Genomic DNA, 17,763 nt, shown 5'->3' on the forward strand with positions numbered 1-17,763 from the left:
CTGGTGACTGGGGACTGGTGACTGGGGACTGGTGACTGGGGACTGGTGACTGGTGACTCCTGACTCCTGACTACTACTAATTTCCGTTCAGTTTCTTTTCGACTAACTCGTTAGTTAGTTTGGGTTCAGCGCGTTTGTTGGTCTTTTTCAGCACTTGTCCCACAAAGAAACCTTTAAGGTTGGTTTTTCCTCCCCGGTATTGTTCTACTTGTTGCGGATTTGCTGCAATGATTTCATCTATAATTTGTCCTAGAACAGCCGGATCACTGATTAATTCTTGACCTACAAAGGCTTTTTCTGGTTCTAGTCCATTCAGTAAATCTACTAATTTTTCCTTTGCTTGAGCGTTGCTAATCTTACTATTTTCTATCCTGGTAATTACATCTGCAAGACTTTCCGGTTTCAGTTTAATTTCGGAAATGGTGAGTTTTTGTTTATTTAAGTAGGCTGCTATATCTTGGGTGATCCAGTTTGCAGCAGATTTGGGATTTGCACCAGCGTTTATAGCACTTTCAAAATATCCAGCTACAGAACTATCTTCTGTTAAAACTCGCGTATCATAAGCAGAAAGTCCTAACTCATTTTCATAACGATGGCGTTTTTGTGCAGGTAATTCTGGTAATTCGCTTTTCCAAGTTTCTAATTGTGCATTAGAAACTTCAATAGGTGCTAAATCAGGTTCAGGAAAATAACGATAATCGCTAGAACCTTCTTTAACCCGCATACTGCTAGTACGTTGTGAACCTTCTTCCCAAAGTCGGGTTTCTTGAATTATTCTTTCCCCTGCTTCAATAGCGGCTATTTGACGCTCAATTTCATAGTCTATCGCTTTTTGAATGGCACTAAAGGAGTTCATATTTTTAATTTCTACCTTCGTACCAAACTTTTCTTGTCCTACAGGACGGACGGAAATATTCACATCACAACGCAAAGATCCTTCTTGCATATTGCCATCACTGACACCAAGATAACGCATAATCCGGCGTAGTTCTTGGGCATATTCCGCAGCTTCTTGGCCTGTTCTCAGGTCTGGTTCAGAAACAATTTCCACCAAGGGGACACCAGCGCGGTTATAGTCTACCAGAGAATAACTAGAACCTGCTAGGCGATCGCTTCCTGCGTGTACAAGTTTTCCTGCATCCTCTTCCATGTGCAGACGAGTAATACCGATGCGTTTACGGGTGGGGTTTCCCGCTTCGTCTACCATTTCTATTTCTAACCAACCATGTTCAGCTATGGGTAAGTCATATTGAGAAATTTGATAATTTTTCGGTAAATCAGGATAAAAATACTGTTTACGGTCAAATTTACTATGTTTAGCGATTTGACAATTTAACGCTAAACCTGCTTTAACTGCATATTCTAGAACTTTGGCATTAAGTACAGGTAAAACTCCTGGTAAACCCATACACACCGGGTCAATATTGGTATTAGGATCTGCACCAAAAGCGGTGGAACTGCTAGAGAAGATTTTGGTGTTTGTAGAAAGTTGACAATGGGTTTCTAAACCAATAATTGCTTCGTATTCTGTTTTTACTGGTGTAGCTGTGGTCATATTATCATGTTGATGATTTTGCTTTAGGGTACTATTTTAGCGTTGTCGGGAGTTGTGCTAAAGGATGAGATGAGGATTAACTCAAATAAATATCTAGGGTTTGCTGAATAAATGTAAAACCTAGATAAATCAAGGGGTTGGGGCTGCTAAAAAAGAAAGTAGGTGCAAGATTTTTGAGGGGGATACTCCCAAAAGCGTGCATTTTGAGTTGAATAAGTCATAAAATCTAGGGATAACAGATAGCCCAAACTCTCGCCTCTTGCCTGGTCTCTTGCCTGCCCCCACAAAAAGACTTTTTCAGCAAACCCTAGATATTCAGATATATTGATTCTGACTGTAAAATTTAGAGAGAATGGGAAAGAAAAAACCTGCTCATAGGGGTAGAATACAGGCGCAAGGGGGTGGACTAGAAAAGTCATGTCCTTGGGCGCAGGAAACTCCACTAACAAAGACAGAAGCAATAGAATTAGTTGATAAACTAGAGAATAGCTTGACTAACTCCGAATTGGAAGTGCGACAGGAAGCATTTCAGCAAGCAAGAGAGTATATTAGTCGTGCTGAAAGGATTGGTGGTATAGATGCTCCCGTGAGCAAAACCTTTCCCAATCGCTCAAAAATTCGTTCTGATATCCGTATGGATATTGAAGTAATTACTGGCAAAGCTTTTATACCTGACACAAACAATAAAGAGTAAAATGTATATGACAAGTTCTTTAAAATTAACAACTTATGAATTATGGCAAAATGAAGATGGTAGCTATGATTTCTTTCCATCACATAATGAAAGCGCCCGTGTTTTGCTAGATGATAATTCTCAATTGATAAAAAAATTTGAAGCCAATTCTTGGGAAGCAGCACGACAACAGCAATATGAATTTCTAGGATGGGGTAATTATCAACCTGTTTCTGATTTAGATGAAAGATATGTTTCTACAACTGATTTACAAGGTAGAAAAACAACATTTATAGCCCACGGATTTTCTGTAAAAGAACACAGAAAAAGTCCGCAAAAACGCAGGAGGCACAACAAAGCAAGCGGCAGAAGAAAGAATACAGAAGGTGTACGGAAGAGGGAAAAATTAGAATGAACCAAATCTTGATTAAGGTTTCGCGCAATCTCCGTCAGGAGATCCCGCAGGGTAGACACAAAGCAGCAAAGACGCTAAGGAAAAAATATGTTTTTGCAGATGTGGTGTAAATACATGAAAATTGTTAAAAATTGAATAATTAATTAATTAATTAATTAATAGTGAGATATTTTGTCATAATTGAGAATTTAAAATACAAAATTCAAGTACGGGCAACCACGGGGGGTTTGCCCCTACTGACTCCTGAATTCTGACATTTTGACAATTTAACGCTAAACCTGCTTTAACCGCATATTCCAAAACTTGTCCTACCTATAAGTGGACAGATTTTTTGATAAAATCAGAATATGGACAAGTTCTGTAATTGTTGATGAGAAAAATTTGCCAGATGTAATTCGTGTTTTTTAGTATCTTGCTGACTGCTGTTAGCTCAAGGCTGAATGCTTACTTTTTTTCTTTCATTGGGATGCTATGATAAAAAAACTGAGAGTTTATTTACAACCTTCAATGATACAAATATCATCAGCAGTGCGAATAATCTGAGTTAATTTTAAACCAGCTTTCGTAAATAATTCGTGAAACTCTGCTGCTGTTCTTTCTTTACCACCAGGACACATCACCAACATATTCAAATCTAACATTTTTGCAGCACCCGGAATATTACCAGGTTCAATAATCATTTCTAAAACCAATATTTTACTATGCTCATCCATAGCATTTCGACAATTTTGCAGAATTTTAATTGCTCTTTCATCATCCCAGTCGTGAACAATATGTTTTAAAAGGTAAGCATCTCCTCCTGATGGAACTGCTTCAAAAAAACTACCGCTAACAGTTTGACAACGACTAACTATATCATGTTTTTCTAATGTTGGTTGACAATGTGAAATTACATATTCTTCATCAAAGAGAATACCTTGAAGATGGGGATATTGTTGTAAAAAATTACCTAACATTTCTCCATATCCTCCACCTACATCTACCAAGGTTTTAAAGGGGGAAAAATCATAAACATCGAGAATAGCTTTTTCCTCAACTAAAGAAAAACAATTCATGCTTTGCTCAAAAATTTCCGCATCTTGAGGATGGGATTTAAAATATTCAAATACACCCATCCCAAAATGATGATCAAATGCTGGTTTTCCGGTTTTCACACTATAAAACATTTTCCCCCAAGGTTGATAATGGGGTGCATCTCCTAGCATAATAGCAGTTGCTTTGACTGATTGCGGATGATCACTACATAAATGTTCAGCTAAAGGAGTGAGGATAAAGTTTTGATTATCTGTTTCTTGAAAAATACCGATACTTGCTAAAGTCCTCATGAGACGATATAAAGCACTAGGATCACTATCTGTACTTTCAGCTAATTCTTGACAGGATTGCTCACCTTGTTGCAAAATATCAGCAATGCCTAATTTAGCAGCAGTGGAGATAGCTTGAGCTACCCAATAACCGCTAATCATTTGTGTTAATTGAGTATGTAGAGAAAGTTGAGTTTGATTCATTTGCAGTTTACCACTTTATTGATATTGGTTGGACGGTAATCAATCAGAATCCAAAATAAACAATGTAGGTAAGAATTAATTGATTTCTGTTCCTAAATTCTTACGTTTAAATTATTCTGTTTTTGCACTGCTATCTATTATGAAACAAGATGGGAATTTTGCGGGTATTGATGTAATGAATTTTCATAATCTTCTTCTTTTAAAGCGTAATCACGTTGAGTAAATGGAGAGCATCCCAATTTTGACAAAATAAACGCAACAACACTAAAAAATCTCTCACAATCTCTTACCTTTGTGTCCTTTGCGTCCTTTGCGGTTCAATCATATCAAGTCTTGGAGCATTTTATTTCCCTAGATAAAAATAAATTTACACATTTGGGATGCTCCCAGTAAATGGATATCTATAGCTAAATCTTTATTAATGTGAACAATGTAAACATTATTTTACATCATATTTTGATATAATGTAATATTAAGAATTATAAATATTATTGTGATTATGGGCTAATTCCCAAGTGCAAAAATGTTTATAATTCGGACTTTTTAAGTTTACACCCTGTATATCTACTGTATATCTAATCTGAAAATCCCTATGAAGACAGATATCAATTTCCAGCAACTCAACTCACAGACCGTAGTTGCCAAAAATACACCCAACTTTTTGGGGGAAATAGTCCAAGAAACCCTAGCTTTAACTCGTCGTCTATTTATTCAATTACAACGCCGTCCTTCCACTTTAGCAGCAGGGATTATTCAACCGGTGATGTGGTTGGTGTTGTTTGGTGCATTATTCCAAAATGCGCCCCAGGGTTTATTTGGTAGTACGACAAATTACGGACAATTTTTAGCGGCTGGTGTAATTGTATTTACCGCTTTTGCTGGGGCGTTAAATGCCGGTTTACCTGTGATGTTTGACAGAGAATTTGGCTTTTTAAACCGTCTACTGGTAGCACCTTTAGCCTCTCGTTTCTCAATTGTCTTTGCTTCTGCTATCTTTATCATTAGCCAAAGTTTACTGCAAGCGGCTGTAATTGTGGGTGCAGCGGCATTTTTAGGTGCAGGTTTACCGGATGCAGCCGGGCTAGGGGCGATCGCTCTCATAGTATTTCTACTAGCTTTAGGTGTCACCGCCATTTCCCTCGGTTTAGCCTTTGCTTTACCAGGACACATTGAATTAATTGCAGTAATTTTTGTGACTAACCTACCTTTATTATTTGCCAGCACAGCTTTAGCACCATTATCCTTTATGCCAGGATGGTTACAGGCGATCGCTACCCTCAACCCCCTCAGCTATGCAATTGAACCCATACGCTACTTATATCTAAACAGTAATTGGGGATTAAGTGATGTTGTCATGCACGCTTTCTGGGGTGATGTCACCTTTGGGGGAGCATTGTTAGTATTACTAGGATTTGCTGTAGTGGCTTTACTCAGCATTCAACCCCAATTACGCAAGACACTGGCTTAATATAGAAGCATGATTAAAGGAGGCAAAATGTGAGGGGAAATCTCATGAAAAAACCATTTTTACCAGTTCCAAAAATCTTAGTTGCCACTTTCGCAGGAATTAGCTTTGCATCTGTTTTAGTAGCACCACCGAGTTTAGCTGATCCAAATCAACCTTTTGCTACTTTGGAGACTGATAAAAATAGCAATTCAATGTTAGGTAATGGTTCAGATTTCAATATGTTTAACCTGATTCATCAGGCAAATTTCGGCACTCTCAACTGGAATTCTGAACAACAAAATCAACAGCTAAATGACGCAGCAGCAGCGTTTAAAGCCAGACAACAAAAACTTCTGCAAAGTCAGCAACAACCAAACCCAAATTCACCAACTACAACTTCACCAACTACATCCGGTGAAAATGCAGTACCGTCGATGAATTTACCTGGTTCAGAGAAATAAATGAAAAGTCAAAACCTCAACTTCTCATCCTGGTTGGGTTTGAAGTTGAGGTTATGGAAAATTATTAGTTATTACAAACCAAGTGCATTTAAAACATCACTAGCATGGGTAGTTGTGTTAACAGCACCATCAACATGAATAATTTTCCCGTTAGGATCGATGACATAGGTAACACGCTTGGCATAACCACCACCATCAACATCGTAAGCTTTAATCAAGGCTTGATCAGTATCAGCCAATAAGGGGAAATTGAGATTATATTTAGCGGTGAATGCTTGATGGGAGGCTTCATCATCAGCACTTACTCCCAAAACTACAACATCTTTACCTTGATATTCAGGTTGGGCATCCCGGAAACTACAAGCTTGTTTGGTACAACCTGGAGTGTCATCTTTAGGGTAAAAATACAGAACCACGGTTTTACCCGCAAAATCAGATAATGATATTGTATTGCCGTTTGTATCTTTGGTGGTAAATGCAGGTGCATCTGTACCAACTGCTAGTGCCATAATTCACCTTTCCTGTTTCAGAATATTGATGCTGTGGAAATTTTACAATAATTTACAATTGTTAGGGAATGGTGAATGGTGATTGGTGACTGGTGATTGGGTTATTCACTTTCCCCACTTCCCCATCACCCTATGCCCTATGCCCTATGCCCTATGCCCTATGACTACAATAAATTCTCCAAACTCCAAACCCTTTGTATATAGTCAGAAAACACTCCTAAGAGCCGAGCGATCGCTGATCTGTTCACCTTTCCATCTGAGTTTATGGAAAGCTATGCAAAGCCAAAGTATTGCCTTGGGTGCGATCGCTACAGAAAATGGCTTTAAGCAAGGTTATACCAAACGCCCTTTATCAGAATTAGCCTGTGATAACGCTTTAGGTTGGTTAATCGAAGTGGGGATACTACGCAGAGAAGTCGATGGCCAGGGAATAACCGACGGTTTTCGCCTCACACCCCTGGGTTATCAGTTGGTAGAAAAATTCTTGGATACAGACTTGCCTGGTCCATCATGGGGCGATCGCTTAAATGATGCTATTACTCGTTGGTTTCGACTACCTTTTTAGCGGAAAAAATTGACATCTTTAGATAAGCAAGTCAAAGTGAAAACTAGGTTAAGGGAACAATAAGCTCTAACCTAGTTTTTTAATCTGCTTTTTTCCAATTTAATGAGTAGATTAGCAGATTATCAATTGATAATTGACAATTGATAATTGACAATTGTTTCATTCAAGGCTTCCGCCGTGAGCGTCAGCCGATAGCGTAGCGTGGCGTTAGCCATACGGTTTAAAACCTCCCCTTTCAAGGGGCAAAAAAGCCAAAAATTCCGCTTTTTCAATCCTCTCCTTTCCAGAGAGAGGTAATTGTCAATTGTTCACTGTCAATTGTCCATTATTGAAAAACCTTTAACTCAAAAATTACAGCGACACTCAAAAAACAAACAAGTTACCCTATGAAATCAATTATGGTAGTGGGAACAACATCCCACGCAGGGAAATCACTGATAACTACAGCTATTTGCCGCATTCTCTCACGTCGTGGCTGGCGAGTAGCACCCTTTAAAGGTCAAAATATGGCTTTAAATGCTTATGTCACCGCCAATGGTGGAGAAATAGGCTACGCTCAAGCTGTGCAAGCTTGGTCTGCGGGGGTGCCGCCTCTAGTGGAAATGAACCCCATTTTACTCAAACCCCAAGGGGATATGACTTCTCAAGTCATTCTTAAAGGTAAAGCGGTAGGTAACGTTAGTGCTAAGGATTATTACGAGCAATATTTTGAACTCGGTTGGCGCACAATTCAGGAATCGCTAAAACAGCTAGAGACAGAATTTGATTTACTCGTTTGTGAAGGTGCGGGAAGTCCAGCAGAAATTAACCTCAAGCACCGAGATTTAACTAACATGAGGGTGGCAAAATATTTAAATGCACCGACTCTGTTAGTAGTTGATATTGACCGGGGAGGAGCTTTTGCTCATGTAGTAGGAACATTAGAGTTATTAGAACCTGATGAACGCGCCTTGGTGAAAGGGGTAGTAATTAACAAATTCCGAGGACAGCTTTCCATCCTTGAACCTGGAATTAAATGGTTAGAAGAACGGACTGGTATTCCCGTGGTTGGTGTCATACCTTATCTAGAACAGGTATTTCCAGCAGAAGACTCACTGGACTTGTTAGAGAGAAAATCTTATAAAAGTCAAGCTGAATTAAATATTGCTGTTATCCGCTTACCCAGAATTGCCAATTTTACCGACTTTGATCCATTGGAATCAGAAGCAACAGTTTCAGTAAAATACATTGGTCTTAAGCAAGATTTAGGACACCCTGATGCAGTAATTATTCCAGGGACAAAGACAACAATTGCCGACTTAATGCTATTGCAAAAAAGTGGTATGGCGGAAGCAATTCAAAATTATGCTGCTTCTGGGGGAACGGTTTTAGGCATCTGTGGCGGTTTCCAAATGTTAGGCCAAATGGTAGCTGACCCAGAAGGAGTAGAAGGGCAAGCCGGCAGATATCCAGGGTTAAATTTATTACCCCTGAAAACTGTGATCACAGGACAGAAAATAGCCCGTCAACGTCAGGTGACTTCTAATTATCCTCAGATGGGTTTACCTGTGAATGGGTTTGAAATTCATCAAGGGCGATCGCGCATAGAACAACCAACAGATAAAGACATCTGTCAACCTTTATTTGACGATGTTAATTTAGGTTTAGTTGATAATTGTCAATCTGTTTGGGGGACTTATTTACATGGAATTTTTGATAATGGTCCTTGGAGACGTGCATGGTTAAATCGTCTGCGTCAACAAAGAGGTTTAAAATCTTTACCCACAGGTGTTGCTAATTATCGAGATCAACGAGAACAGATTTTAGATTCTTTAGCTACCGAAGTAGAAACCCATTTAGATTTAACGCCTTTTTTGTAAGCAGTCAGCTATCAGTATTCAGCTATCAGCAAAAATCTGAATATCTACCTTTTTTCTGACATTAATTATCCACAACCAATGACTATGAAGATCCATTTTCTACCAGATAATGTTACCGTCGAAGCTGAAGTTGGAGAACCTTTATTAGATGTAGCAGAGAGGGCAGGGGTATCAATTCCTACTGGTTGTTTAATGGGAACTTGTCACGCTTGCACTGTCGAGTTAGACGATGGTGAAATCATCCGTGCTTGTATTACTCCTGTTCCTCCAAATAAAGAGGAATTAACCATACATCTTTTTAGTGATCCAACTTGGTAAGTTATTATTTTTTTGATTGTTTTTTGATTGTTTTTTGATTGTTTTTTTTAGTTGTCAGGAAATGGTAGGGACATGGTTATTCTGTGTCTCTACTTGAATTTTAACTTTTAAAATAGTACCTTCAATATAGATATATATTTATAGATAGCTATGAGTATATTTGTTACCAAATGGGGAAATAATCTAGCTATTCGCATTTCTAAAGTCAGGGAAAAGTGCAGTTCAAAGAAGTAACAGATGTAATTTTAAGTGTATCTAGCCATAGTCTGGCGATTACACCGAAAAAGCGAAAAAATACACCCTTGATGAATTATTAGATGGGATGACTCCAGAGAAGTTTCATCCTGAAATAGAAACGGGAATTTCTGAAGTTGTATAGCTGGAAAGTTTAAAAATACAAAATTGTGTTAAAAATTAATTTCTGTAAATTAAAATTTATGCATTATTGAGTATATTTATCCAAACAACCTCTTACATTTTGTTAATCCGGCTTTTATAAAAACATCAATGATTGGGGTAGACCAGAAAATAAATTATTCCATCTTATGGGGTAGGCATCCTGCCTTTCATGTAAAATAACCCAACCAATGTTGTTGGTGGGTGTTCTGACCTGTTTTTTGGCTTAAATAGCTAAAAAATTAAATATTTACGAAAATACCTGACACTTGAGGTACAATCATGATAACGTTAAAGTTATCAAGCCTGAAATTGCTAAGTGAATAAATGGAGTATAGAGTTTTACCAATATCCAAACGGTAATTCTCCTGTTTTAGATTGGTTTAAAGAACAAGATGCAAAAGTGAAAGCAAAATTGGGTCGTGTTTTTGATCTTTTGGAGGAATTTGGAACATCTGTGGGTGGAGATTATATAAAACCACTTGAAGATAAGCTATATGAAATCAGAATAGAACAGAATAAAAATGCTTATCGCATTATCTACTTTGCTTATACTGGTAAAAAATTTATTCTGCTTCATGGATTCCAAAAAAAGACTCAAAAAACCCCAAGAAAAGAACTGAATCTAGCTAAACAGCGAATGCAGGATTTTTTGCTAGAAAACAGTGAAGAACAATCATCTTCTGAATAGTTTGAAAATAACGAAAAAGGTAAACAGCAATGACTACCAAAACAATTTCTTGGCAATCCATCCGTGAAGAAGTGCTTGCAGATCCAGAGGTAAAAGCTGAATATGATGCACTTGAATCAGAATTCCAGTTAGCAAAACAAATTATTGCTATAAGAACTTCGATGGGTTTAAACCAAAGAGATTTTGCAGAGAAAGTAGGCATTAAACAACCACATCTAGCTAGAATTGAATCTGGTAAACAAATACCTAAATTGGAAACTTTAACTAAACTTGCTACTGCTGCTGGCTATTCTGTGGAAATTCATTTTGTCCCCAATCAAGAAATCAATTCCAATACCAAAATTGAACCTGTAAAAATTCTTTCTGCTTCTGCTTAAAACGAAATTAGCAGTAAAAAAATTACTGCCAATTTTCCCCATCTCTACCCATCACCCTTCACATTCAAAGCGTATTCTCTAAACCTCTCCAAATCCGCTTGAATTGTTGACTCTACAGCTTTTCCCAAAAACAAATTATCCATCAACTTACCCAAAAAACCAGGAATAGCATAGGAAATAGTCATTTTCACAATACTACCACCTGCATGGCGATCGTAAAAACGAATTGCCCCTTGATTGGGTAAACCATCCACAGATTCCCATTGAATAATTTGATGAGAAATTGTTTTAAGAATCCGAGATTTCCAGGTAAATTCTAAACCGCCTGTACTCAATTTCCATAAAGAAATCTCTGGATCATCAGGGGAAATTTTCACCGAATCAATCCATTTCATCCAGTTCGGCATTTGTTCTAAATCAGACCACAACCCCCATACTAATTCTATGGGAGCTTCTACTTCTACCTGTACGCTATGTTCTAACCAGTCAGCCATTGGATTTGTTTGATAATTGATAATTGATAATTGATAATTGGTGATTGGTAATTCAGAAGAACCTTTACCCAGTCCCCAGTCCCCAGCGATGCACTGAGCTTGTCGAAGTGTCCCCAGTCCCCAATACCTAATTCTTCACACTTTCTAGAATGACTTTTGCTGCACGTCTTCCAGAAATTGTTGCACCTTCCATAGAATCAATATAATCCTGTTGGGTGTAACTTCCTGCTAAGAAAAAGTTAGGAATTGGTGTTTTTTGATCAGGTCTGTAAACGTCCATTCCTGGTGCTTCTCTGTATAAAGATTGAGCTAGTTTCACTACACTGTACCAAGTCATGTTTAATTCTCTGGATGAGGGGAATAATTCATGGACTTGTTTTAAAACGTGCTGGGCGATCGCCTCGTTGCTTTCTTTAATAAACGGATCTCCCGGTGTCAATACTAGCTGCAACAATGAACCCTCCCCAGGACGATAATAATCTGCGGGACTAGTTAAAGCCAAATCCGCAAAACAAGAAAAATCAGCATCTGCTGTATATAACAAATTATCCAACCCCGCAGCATGATTTAACTGTTTCCGTTTTTCTGCATCTTGTAGTTCTGTCACCCAACCATCAAACCTTAACTGTACTGTAGCGACTGGAACAGCTTCAAGTTTATAAATGTTATCAAATTCTGACCATTTTCGCCATGCTTGGGGTAAAACTCGCTGAATCCCCGGTACATCACAAGCACAAACATAAGCATCAGCTGTGATTACTTCTTCTTTGTCACCTTGGGCAACTACTATACCTGTTACCTTGGTTTTTGCTTCCCCAAGAACATTAGACTCAGTGAATTGAATTTCCCGCACCTGTCTACGGGTATAGATTTTTGTACCTCTGGCTTCTAAATATTCAATAATTGGTTTATGTAAATATTCGTGGGGTGAACCTTCCAGCATTCGCAAAATAGAAGCTTCGGTTCTCACTGCAAAAAACTGGAAGATTGTCAACATACAACGGGCAGAAATATGATCGCAATCAATAAAGCCCAAAGCATAAGCGATAGGATTCCACATCCGTTTGATGCTGCCTTTACTGCCTCCGTGACTATAGAACCAGTCAGAAAAACTGATTTTGTCTAAATCGCGGATATTTCTCATTGCCCCTTCAAAGTCTACCAAACCCCGGACAATGGGGCTAGTTCCCAGAGCGATCGCATTTTGTAATTTATCCAGTGCTGAAAGTTGGGAAGTAGTGAAAAATGCCTTTAAGCCATTAAAAGGCGCACCGGTGATAAAACGAAAATCTAAAGCCCCAGTGCGTCCTCCTTTATTGATGAAAGTGTGGGTATGTTCTTTCAGGCGTAAATTGTTCCCTGCTCCCACCTTTTCCATCAACTCAAACAGATTGTAGTAGCAGCCAAAAAATACGTGCAATCCCATTTCTATGTGGTTGCCATCACCATCCACCCAACTGCCAACTTTCCCACCGACAAAGGGACGAGATTCAAAGATTTGTACCTCACAACCCGCATCGGCTAAATCTACGGCAGTAGCCAACCCAGCTAATCCTGCTCCTACAATTGCAACACGCATTCCCAAGTTCCTCTATTACTTACGCCAAGCTGCGCTATAAGTTTCTTTACAAATTGTAACTGGGTTGGTGTCAGAATAGGTAATGGGTAATGGAGACTGGGGATTGGTGACTGGGGACTGGGAAGAAAGCAGGGGGAGCAGGGGAGGCAGGGGAGGCAGGGGAGGAAAAGATTTTTACCAATGCCCAATGCCCAATGCCCAATGCCTCATTAAGCATTACTCTTACTATCTTCAGAAAGAGGTAAACTTCTAATCAACTCACGAATCACATCAGTAGCGGGTCTACCTGTCTGCTGACAATATTTTTCTAATTTTTCCGCTTCCTGAGTTGCTAGGTTGACGGTTATGCGTTTAACAGCCCATTTTTTATTAGTCATTATCATGCAACTTGCTATGTGTTAACGGTTGTCAAAATGAATCCAAAAGTAAAAGGAAAAAATGATACTATCAGAGATTTGCTCAAATAAACAGGAAGATCATAAAATATATCTAAAAATTCGCCGTCAAGATAGATAAACTAAACGAACCAAGTTGATCTTTTTAACAACAAATTATGCAGCAATTACTATAGGACTTCATTGTAGAAAACCACAGATCAAACCAAAATAATTGAACTCAGTGTGGATTTGATGACTATCTGTGGTAACTACACAGAAAATTATTCAAATTCTAGTTGGGGCATAAGTTGGAGAGTACCAATACCTAAATCTTGAGTAGAGAGCGATCGCGCTTCAAACAAAGCCATCATATCTTTTAACCCTGGATTACCACGAGCAGCACCTGTCAATCCCTTAGCAATGATCAAACCGCAATATCCATTAGTTTGCTGACACCGCTGATTCCATTTTTTCTTAGCTTCAACGTGAGTGGGATCATCCTCTGAAAATTCCCCAAACAGGAACAGATCCCCATTCTCTGTTTGTAACAAACCTAAATCATATCGTTCACCGTCTAAGGGATTAGCACCTGGATTAAAGCATATAGCTTTCAATCCTCCAGCAGCTTGAATATTTTCAATCACCGTTTTAGCTTTGGGGCGGGAAGTTTGAATTAAAATCACGGGTAAGCCATCACCGACTGGTTGAATTTCCTGTCCTGCATGATAATTCACTTCCTGACGTAGAGAATTCAACATCTCCCAAGAAATCACTCCTAAACTCAAAAATGAATCTTCTGGGATCAAATCATCCCGCAATGTGCGGATCTCGGTATCCTCATCCCACTCATCTTCATCTGAAAAATCAAACCCTGCCATTTCCTCTAACTCTGCTGCTAATTCTGGCATAGTCGAGACAGTGACAGACACGGATTTAGTTGTTTCATCGGGATGGGGTAGAGAAATGCGATAACGTCGGTTGATGGGGGGGAAGTCTTCTTCGTATAACTGATGACGATAATCACGGATAAAGCGGATCAAACTTTCTAGTGCCACAAATACTACAAGTGCTTCTTCCTCGTATAAAATCGAGCGTAATCCTTCTAAGGGGTGAATATTACCAAAAGTAGGTTCAATCTCCGATAGGGGTAAATCCGCTAAATCTTCATCTTCATCTTCATCCACTTGATCAAAGGTGAGAAATAAGCAATCTTGCTTTAAGAAAGCTGCTTCTAAACCTTGCTCTGATTCTTCATCCTCTAAAATATCTGCACGGAACCGCTTGAGAGATTCTTCTGAACGATATAACAAAACACCATACTCCATCCCCAGCATTCCCATGACTGAGACATAGAGTGTCCCCACATCCCATTTATTTATTTCTATAGACAAGATTTGCTGTTCTTCCAGAAAATCCCAAGGTGCTGCTTCCCAAACTGCAAAAGCCTTTTCATTCAGAATTTTTGCATATTGTGGAGGTAAATTAGGAATTTGACTATCAACTATATCCGCAAAAGAGCGAAATAGTTCATCAATTAAAGGTAATTCTGGTGCGTAGTCAATAGCAATATCCAAATCTTGCAAAACTCCCCGCAGGTAAAATTGAATTTCCCGGTCTTTGACCACAATTCTTTGAGGTCTAGCTGGTTTAGCAGGACTGTGGGGATGCTCCATTGCTCGCATTAAGGTGCGAACTATTGCTTCTGGTCCAAGGTCGGGAGATACCATATCCATACCTCTAACAATACCTTGAGAGCCATCCACCCAAAGGATACATTCCCCTTGGGACTCTTGGGAATCTCTGGATGACACTGGTGATGACAACGGACGGCGATCGCCCTCCCATATAGAAGGAATTTGGATTAATTTCTTCAACCGACGACTGGTAGAGCGATTAAAACTTGTCATAGATTAAGTGAATCAAAAAAAGCTATTTGGAAGTCAAATGTGGGGAATGGCTAAAATTCGGCTCAAGTTTTCTGTTAATAACCCTACTGTACCTGAAGAGTGGTTGCTGCTCAGACTGCTTGTGGCTGAAACTCAGAAAATACCCCATCTCTAAATACACCAAACCTCTCAATTTTAGAATAAAATTCCTTGGCTGCTGTTGACAAAGTATTGAGAATTTAACGTTTTCACCTCACCAATGCCGCTAAAATAGAACAAAAATCAAAAAATCAGCATCCAGGCTATCAACGGCATATACCAGTTAATATTTAGACTAATTAAGGAGTGTAAACAGCAGATGACACAAGCAACCCAAACTCAAGAACGCGGCATTATGCTAAGTGAAGCAGCATTGCGGCAAGTAAAATCTCTCCAAGCTAAACAAGGTCAAGATTTATGTTTACGGGTTGGAGTTCGTCAAGGTGGTTGTTCTGGGATGTCTTACATGATGGATTTTGAAGATATCAGCAAGATCACTCCCCAGGATGAAGTTTTTGATTATGACGGCTTTAAAATTGTTTGCGATCGCAAGAGTTTATTATATCTCTATGGTTTGATGCTTGATTACAGTGATGCCATGATTGGTGGTGGTTTTCAGTTCACCAACCCCAACGCTTCTCAAACCTGCGGTTGCGGTAAATCCTTTGGGGTATAATAGGGGGCTGGTGACTGGTGATTGGTGACTGGGGATTGGGAAAGATTAATAAACCAATGCCCCATCCCCCATGCCCCATGCCCAATGCCCAATGACAAATAACTAATGACTAACGACAAATAACAAATGACTATTACAGTTGAAGAATTATTTGATACAGGTTTACAACGCTACAAAGACGGTGAATCAGCCGCAAATCTTATTCCTGTATTTAAAGAAGTATGCGATCGCTCTCCTAGAGCTAGTTCAGCTTGGATTTGCTTATCTTGGTTATATCTTCTAGAAGGTAAAGCACAGTTAGCCTATAAAGCTGCCAGCAAAGCCGTAAAAATTAATCCCCAAGATCCACAAGGTCGAATTAATCTCGCTGTAGCCATGTTAGAAACCGGTCAGAAAGGTTTACGAGAACATATCGACATAGCAAAACAATTGATTTTTGTCAATCAAGAATGGGAAGAAGAAGTAAAAAACAGCATTGAAGACGGTTTAACTAGAAAACTCGATTGGCAAAGTTTGGCTAAAGTCAAAACATGGCTGTTTGAAGAATAATTGGTGACTGGTAATTGGTAATTGGTAAATCTCTTACTATCCCCAGTCCCCAGTCCCCAGTCACCAGTCACCTGTTCCCTATTCCCTATTCAATGATGAAAGATAAAATATTAAATTGGGTAAATACAATATTAGTCGCTGATTTTTTCCTAGTAATTTTAGGATTTGGTTGGTTTGCTGTCGCTGTTGTTGGCGATGCTTCAGGCATCAACTTAGGTTTAGATTTATGGCATAAACTTTGGCAACCCTTATTTAACCCAGCTATTGGTCTTTTAATGGGAGGGGCGTTAATTAGTGGTATTAGTAGTTGGGTTGCTAAGAAATTTGGGAAAAATTAGTTAGGATAAAAACTGCTCTATTTCTTATAATAACATCTGACTGTTTTTCCAAGGATTAATTTTACCTTCACGAGAAACTTTTGCAATAAATGGAGCAGGATGCTTGAGAACAAACTTTTCCATTTTGTCAATTGCTTTAATAAAAATTTCTGCCATTTCTTCGCCTTTTAAACCTTGGGAAGTCAAAATAAACATTTTTATTTGAGCGCGAGCAACAGCAATTCTTTCTAACTTGTTTCTACTGATTCTATCATCTTTAGTTAAAACAACCCAACCTTTTTTACCTATCTCTGGTAGCCAGTCTACATCTTGAGTTCCTTGACCAAAATGTTCGTCGTGAATTTCTACTAAAATACCTGCATTACGAAGTTTTTCGGGTACAGTTCCTGTACCTAAACATCTATCAATAAAAAAGGTAATTGACTTAGGTGAGGTCATGCAACAACAGGTAATTCACAGCGAATAGCTTCTTCAATTTTCAGGCGATCGCACTTATAATCAAAAGCAAGATCCTCAATTGATTCACCAGCCTTTAATCGTTCAGCTAAAACCGTAGTAGGTATTCCTGTGTCAGCAATTACAAGACGACCAAAAGCAATTCTGGGATCAATTACAACAATGCGTGGGTTATCTTGTTCTTGAGAACAAGTAAATGGAAAAAGTTTAATAGCAAGTCCATTCTTGTCAAACTCAATGCGCTGAAAATGAGTATTAAAAGTATTTTTCAAGTCTGTTCGCCAGTATTCTGAGGCATTATTAATCAGAGAACTATATTTTTCTATGAATAAGTCAACTCCATGAGATTGGAATTTTTTATGAGCTAACGGGTGTGATAATTGAAACTGATCCTCAATTTCATCAAGAGCAATTCTTACCTTATCGCGTTGCATTTGGTGGTGTTTACGAATAGCTGCTATATAAAACCTAGACAAAACTAGACTTTACTTTCTACTTCAACGGGAGCATGGGAGCAGTTATCCCTCGGTAGACTTTCACGCTTTAGCCAAACGCGATAAATTAATTGCAGCGTTTAGATCCCTATCTATCTCAA

General features: G+C 38.7%; 21 protein-coding genes. 12 read left to right on the forward strand and 9 right to left on the reverse strand.

What is annotated here, in order from left to right; translation table 11 throughout:
• Positions 1–76 precede the first annotated feature (76 nt).
• Positions 77–1,555 carry an Asp-tRNA(Asn)/Glu-tRNA(Gln) amidotransferase subunit GatB gene (gene gatB / locus PN497_RS13440; RefSeq protein ID WP_096566975.1) on the reverse strand — a complete coding sequence of 493 codons (1,479 nt, stop codon included), beginning with the start codon at positions 1,553–1,555 and terminating at the stop codon, positions 77–79.
• Positions 1,556–1,907: 352 nt separating this feature from the next.
• On the opposite strand from gatB, the gene PN497_RS13445 reads away from it, so the two are divergent.
• Positions 1,908–2,249 (forward strand): hypothetical protein, encoded by a 342-nt coding sequence (locus tag PN497_RS13445; protein WP_096566977.1) that lies wholly within the window; start codon positions 1,908–1,910, stop codon positions 2,247–2,249.
• Positions 2,250–2,256: 7 nt separating this feature from the next.
• Positions 2,257–2,643 carry a hypothetical protein gene (locus tag PN497_RS13450; RefSeq protein ID WP_137668789.1) on the forward strand — a complete coding sequence of 129 codons (387 nt, stop codon included), beginning with the start codon at positions 2,257–2,259 and terminating at the stop codon, positions 2,641–2,643.
• 491 nt (positions 2,644–3,134) lie between these two features.
• Here PN497_RS13450 and PN497_RS13455 read toward each other — a convergent pair whose 3' ends face one another.
• Positions 3,135–4,151, reverse strand: a complete 1,017-nt coding sequence (locus PN497_RS13455) for a methyltransferase (RefSeq protein WP_096566981.1) — start codon at positions 4,149–4,151, stop codon at positions 3,135–3,137.
• A gap of 592 nt (positions 4,152–4,743) precedes the next feature.
• On the opposite strand from PN497_RS13455, the gene PN497_RS13460 reads away from it, so the two are divergent.
• Both PN497_RS13460 and PN497_RS13465 read left to right on the forward strand, forming a co-directional pair.
• Positions 4,744–5,619 (forward strand): ABC transporter permease, encoded by an 876-nt coding sequence (locus PN497_RS13460; RefSeq protein ID WP_096566983.1) that lies wholly within the window; start codon positions 4,744–4,746, stop codon positions 5,617–5,619.
• 44 nt (positions 5,620–5,663) lie between these two features.
• Positions 5,664–6,059: a hypothetical protein gene (locus tag PN497_RS13465; RefSeq protein WP_096566985.1), complete on the forward strand. Its 396-nt coding sequence runs from the start codon at positions 5,664–5,666 to the stop codon at positions 6,057–6,059.
• A 71-nt stretch (positions 6,060–6,130) separates the two neighbouring features.
• Here the strand turns inward: PN497_RS13465 and PN497_RS13470 are convergent, their stop codons facing one another.
• Positions 6,131–6,568, reverse strand: coding sequence for a peroxiredoxin (locus tag PN497_RS13470; RefSeq protein ID WP_096566987.1), 438 nt, complete (start codon positions 6,566–6,568; stop codon positions 6,131–6,133).
• A 160-nt stretch (positions 6,569–6,728) separates the two neighbouring features.
• Between PN497_RS13470 and PN497_RS13475 the strand changes: the two genes are divergently transcribed.
• The 5 genes from PN497_RS13475 (at position 6,729) to PN497_RS13495 (ending at position 10,774) form a co-directional block, all read left to right on the forward strand.
• Positions 6,729–7,133, forward strand: coding sequence for an Npun_F0494 family protein (locus tag PN497_RS13475; protein WP_096566989.1), 405 nt, complete (start codon positions 6,729–6,731; stop codon positions 7,131–7,133).
• 386 nt (positions 7,134–7,519) lie between these two features.
• Complete coding sequence (gene cobQ, locus PN497_RS13480; RefSeq protein ID WP_096566991.1) at positions 7,520–8,992, forward strand: cobyric acid synthase CobQ; 1,473 nt, start codon at positions 7,520–7,522, stop codon at positions 8,990–8,992.
• 78 nt (positions 8,993–9,070) lie between these two features.
• Positions 9,071–9,310: a 2Fe-2S iron-sulfur cluster-binding protein gene (locus tag PN497_RS13485; protein WP_096566993.1), complete on the forward strand. Its 240-nt coding sequence runs from the start codon at positions 9,071–9,073 to the stop codon at positions 9,308–9,310.
• Between the two features lie 715 nt (positions 9,311–10,025).
• A complete protein-coding gene (locus tag PN497_RS13490) occupies positions 10,026–10,397 on the forward strand; it encodes a type II toxin-antitoxin system RelE/ParE family toxin (protein WP_096566995.1) in 372 nt (123 codons plus the stop codon).
• A gap of 29 nt (positions 10,398–10,426) precedes the next feature.
• Complete coding sequence (locus PN497_RS13495) at positions 10,427–10,774, forward strand: helix-turn-helix domain-containing protein (RefSeq protein ID WP_096566997.1); 348 nt, start codon at positions 10,427–10,429, stop codon at positions 10,772–10,774.
• Positions 10,775–10,818: 44 nt separating this feature from the next.
• Here PN497_RS13495 and PN497_RS13500 read toward each other — a convergent pair whose 3' ends face one another.
• The 4 genes from PN497_RS13500 to PN497_RS13515 all read right to left on the reverse strand — a co-directional run bounded on the left by PN497_RS13500 (position 10,819) and on the right by PN497_RS13515 (position 15,131).
• Positions 10,819–11,268, reverse strand: coding sequence for an SRPBCC family protein (locus tag PN497_RS13500; RefSeq protein WP_096566999.1), 450 nt, complete (start codon positions 11,266–11,268; stop codon positions 10,819–10,821).
• Between the two features lie 127 nt (positions 11,269–11,395).
• A complete protein-coding gene (gene zds, locus PN497_RS13505; RefSeq protein ID WP_096567001.1) occupies positions 11,396–12,847 on the reverse strand; it encodes a 9,9'-di-cis-zeta-carotene desaturase in 1,452 nt (483 codons plus the stop codon).
• A 209-nt stretch (positions 12,848–13,056) separates the two neighbouring features.
• Entirely contained in the window at positions 13,057–13,230 is a 174-nt protein-coding gene (locus tag PN497_RS13510; protein ID WP_096567003.1) for a ribbon-helix-helix domain-containing protein, read from the reverse strand.
• A 275-nt stretch (positions 13,231–13,505) separates the two neighbouring features.
• Positions 13,506–15,131, reverse strand: a complete 1,626-nt coding sequence (locus tag PN497_RS13515; RefSeq protein ID WP_096567004.1) for a DUF6930 domain-containing protein — start codon at positions 15,129–15,131, stop codon at positions 13,506–13,508.
• 337 nt (positions 15,132–15,468) lie between these two features.
• Here PN497_RS13515 and PN497_RS13520 point away from each other — a divergent pair, with 337 nt between their 5' ends.
• From PN497_RS13520 to PN497_RS13530, 3 genes are all read left to right on the forward strand, one after another.
• Complete coding sequence (locus tag PN497_RS13520; protein ID WP_096567006.1) at positions 15,469–15,825, forward strand: iron-sulfur cluster assembly accessory protein; 357 nt, start codon at positions 15,469–15,471, stop codon at positions 15,823–15,825.
• Positions 15,826–15,951: 126 nt separating this feature from the next.
• A complete protein-coding gene (locus PN497_RS13525; RefSeq protein WP_096567009.1) occupies positions 15,952–16,374 on the forward strand; it encodes a tetratricopeptide repeat protein in 423 nt (140 codons plus the stop codon).
• A gap of 95 nt (positions 16,375–16,469) precedes the next feature.
• Positions 16,470–16,712 (forward strand): hypothetical protein, encoded by a 243-nt coding sequence (locus PN497_RS13530; RefSeq protein ID WP_096567011.1) that lies wholly within the window; start codon positions 16,470–16,472, stop codon positions 16,710–16,712.
• Positions 16,713–16,736: 24 nt separating this feature from the next.
• Here the strand turns inward: PN497_RS13530 and PN497_RS13535 are convergent, their stop codons facing one another.
• Both PN497_RS13535 and PN497_RS13540 read right to left on the reverse strand, forming a co-directional pair.
• Positions 16,737–17,150, reverse strand: a complete 414-nt coding sequence (locus PN497_RS13535; RefSeq protein ID WP_096567013.1) for a PIN-like domain-containing protein — start codon at positions 17,148–17,150, stop codon at positions 16,737–16,739.
• Complete coding sequence (locus PN497_RS13540) at positions 17,147–17,644, reverse strand: DUF433 domain-containing protein (RefSeq protein WP_228052041.1); 498 nt, start codon at positions 17,642–17,644, stop codon at positions 17,147–17,149. Before PN497_RS13540 ends, PN497_RS13535 begins: the two co-directional genes overlap by 4 nt.
• Positions 17,645–17,763 lie beyond the last annotated feature (119 nt).

The sequence above is a fragment of the Sphaerospermopsis kisseleviana CS-549 genome, assembly GCF_028329225.1.
Lineage (GTDB): Bacteria > Cyanobacteriota > Cyanobacteriia > Cyanobacteriales > Nostocaceae > Sphaerospermopsis > Sphaerospermopsis kisseleviana.

Excerpts from the sequence above, each read along its gene's own strand:
- PN497_RS13470 (WP_096566987.1), bottom strand. The coding sequence starts at position 6,568 with ATGGCACTAGCAGTTGGTACAGATGCACCTGCATTTACCACCAAAGAT.
- PN497_RS13510 (WP_096567003.1), bottom strand. The coding sequence starts at position 13,230 with ATGATAATGACTAATAAAAAATGGGCTGTTAAACGCATAACCGTCAAC.
- PN497_RS13495 (WP_096566997.1), top strand. The coding sequence starts at position 10,427 with ATGACTACCAAAACAATTTCTTGGCAATCCATCCGTGAAGAAGTGCTT.
- PN497_RS13450 (WP_137668789.1), top strand. The coding sequence starts at position 2,257 with ATGACAAGTTCTTTAAAATTAACAACTTATGAATTATGGCAAAATGAA.
- PN497_RS13485 (WP_096566993.1), top strand. The coding sequence starts at position 9,071 with ATGACTATGAAGATCCATTTTCTACCAGATAATGTTACCGTCGAAGCT.
- PN497_RS13500 (WP_096566999.1), bottom strand. The coding sequence starts at position 11,268 with ATGGCTGACTGGTTAGAACATAGCGTACAGGTAGAAGTAGAAGCTCCC.
- gatB (WP_096566975.1), bottom strand. The coding sequence starts at position 1,555 with ATGACCACAGCTACACCAGTAAAAACAGAATACGAAGCAATTATTGGT.
- PN497_RS13515 (WP_096567004.1), bottom strand. The coding sequence starts at position 15,131 with ATGACAAGTTTTAATCGCTCTACCAGTCGTCGGTTGAAGAAATTAATC.
- PN497_RS13445 (WP_096566977.1), top strand. The coding sequence starts at position 1,908 with ATGGGAAAGAAAAAACCTGCTCATAGGGGTAGAATACAGGCGCAAGGG.
- PN497_RS13530 (WP_096567011.1), top strand. The coding sequence starts at position 16,470 with ATGAAAGATAAAATATTAAATTGGGTAAATACAATATTAGTCGCTGAT.
- cobQ (WP_096566991.1), top strand. The coding sequence starts at position 7,520 with ATGAAATCAATTATGGTAGTGGGAACAACATCCCACGCAGGGAAATCA.
- zds (WP_096567001.1), bottom strand. The coding sequence starts at position 12,847 with ATGCGTGTTGCAATTGTAGGAGCAGGATTAGCTGGGTTGGCTACTGCC.
- PN497_RS13475 (WP_096566989.1), top strand. The coding sequence starts at position 6,729 with ATGACTACAATAAATTCTCCAAACTCCAAACCCTTTGTATATAGTCAG.
- PN497_RS13460 (WP_096566983.1), top strand. The coding sequence starts at position 4,744 with ATGAAGACAGATATCAATTTCCAGCAACTCAACTCACAGACCGTAGTT.
- PN497_RS13520 (WP_096567006.1), top strand. The coding sequence starts at position 15,469 with ATGACACAAGCAACCCAAACTCAAGAACGCGGCATTATGCTAAGTGAA.
- PN497_RS13535 (WP_096567013.1), bottom strand. The coding sequence starts at position 17,150 with ATGACCTCACCTAAGTCAATTACCTTTTTTATTGATAGATGTTTAGGT.
- PN497_RS13455 (WP_096566981.1), bottom strand. The coding sequence starts at position 4,151 with ATGAATCAAACTCAACTTTCTCTACATACTCAATTAACACAAATGATT.
- PN497_RS13465 (WP_096566985.1), top strand. The coding sequence starts at position 5,664 with ATGAAAAAACCATTTTTACCAGTTCCAAAAATCTTAGTTGCCACTTTC.
- PN497_RS13525 (WP_096567009.1), top strand. The coding sequence starts at position 15,952 with ATGACTATTACAGTTGAAGAATTATTTGATACAGGTTTACAACGCTAC.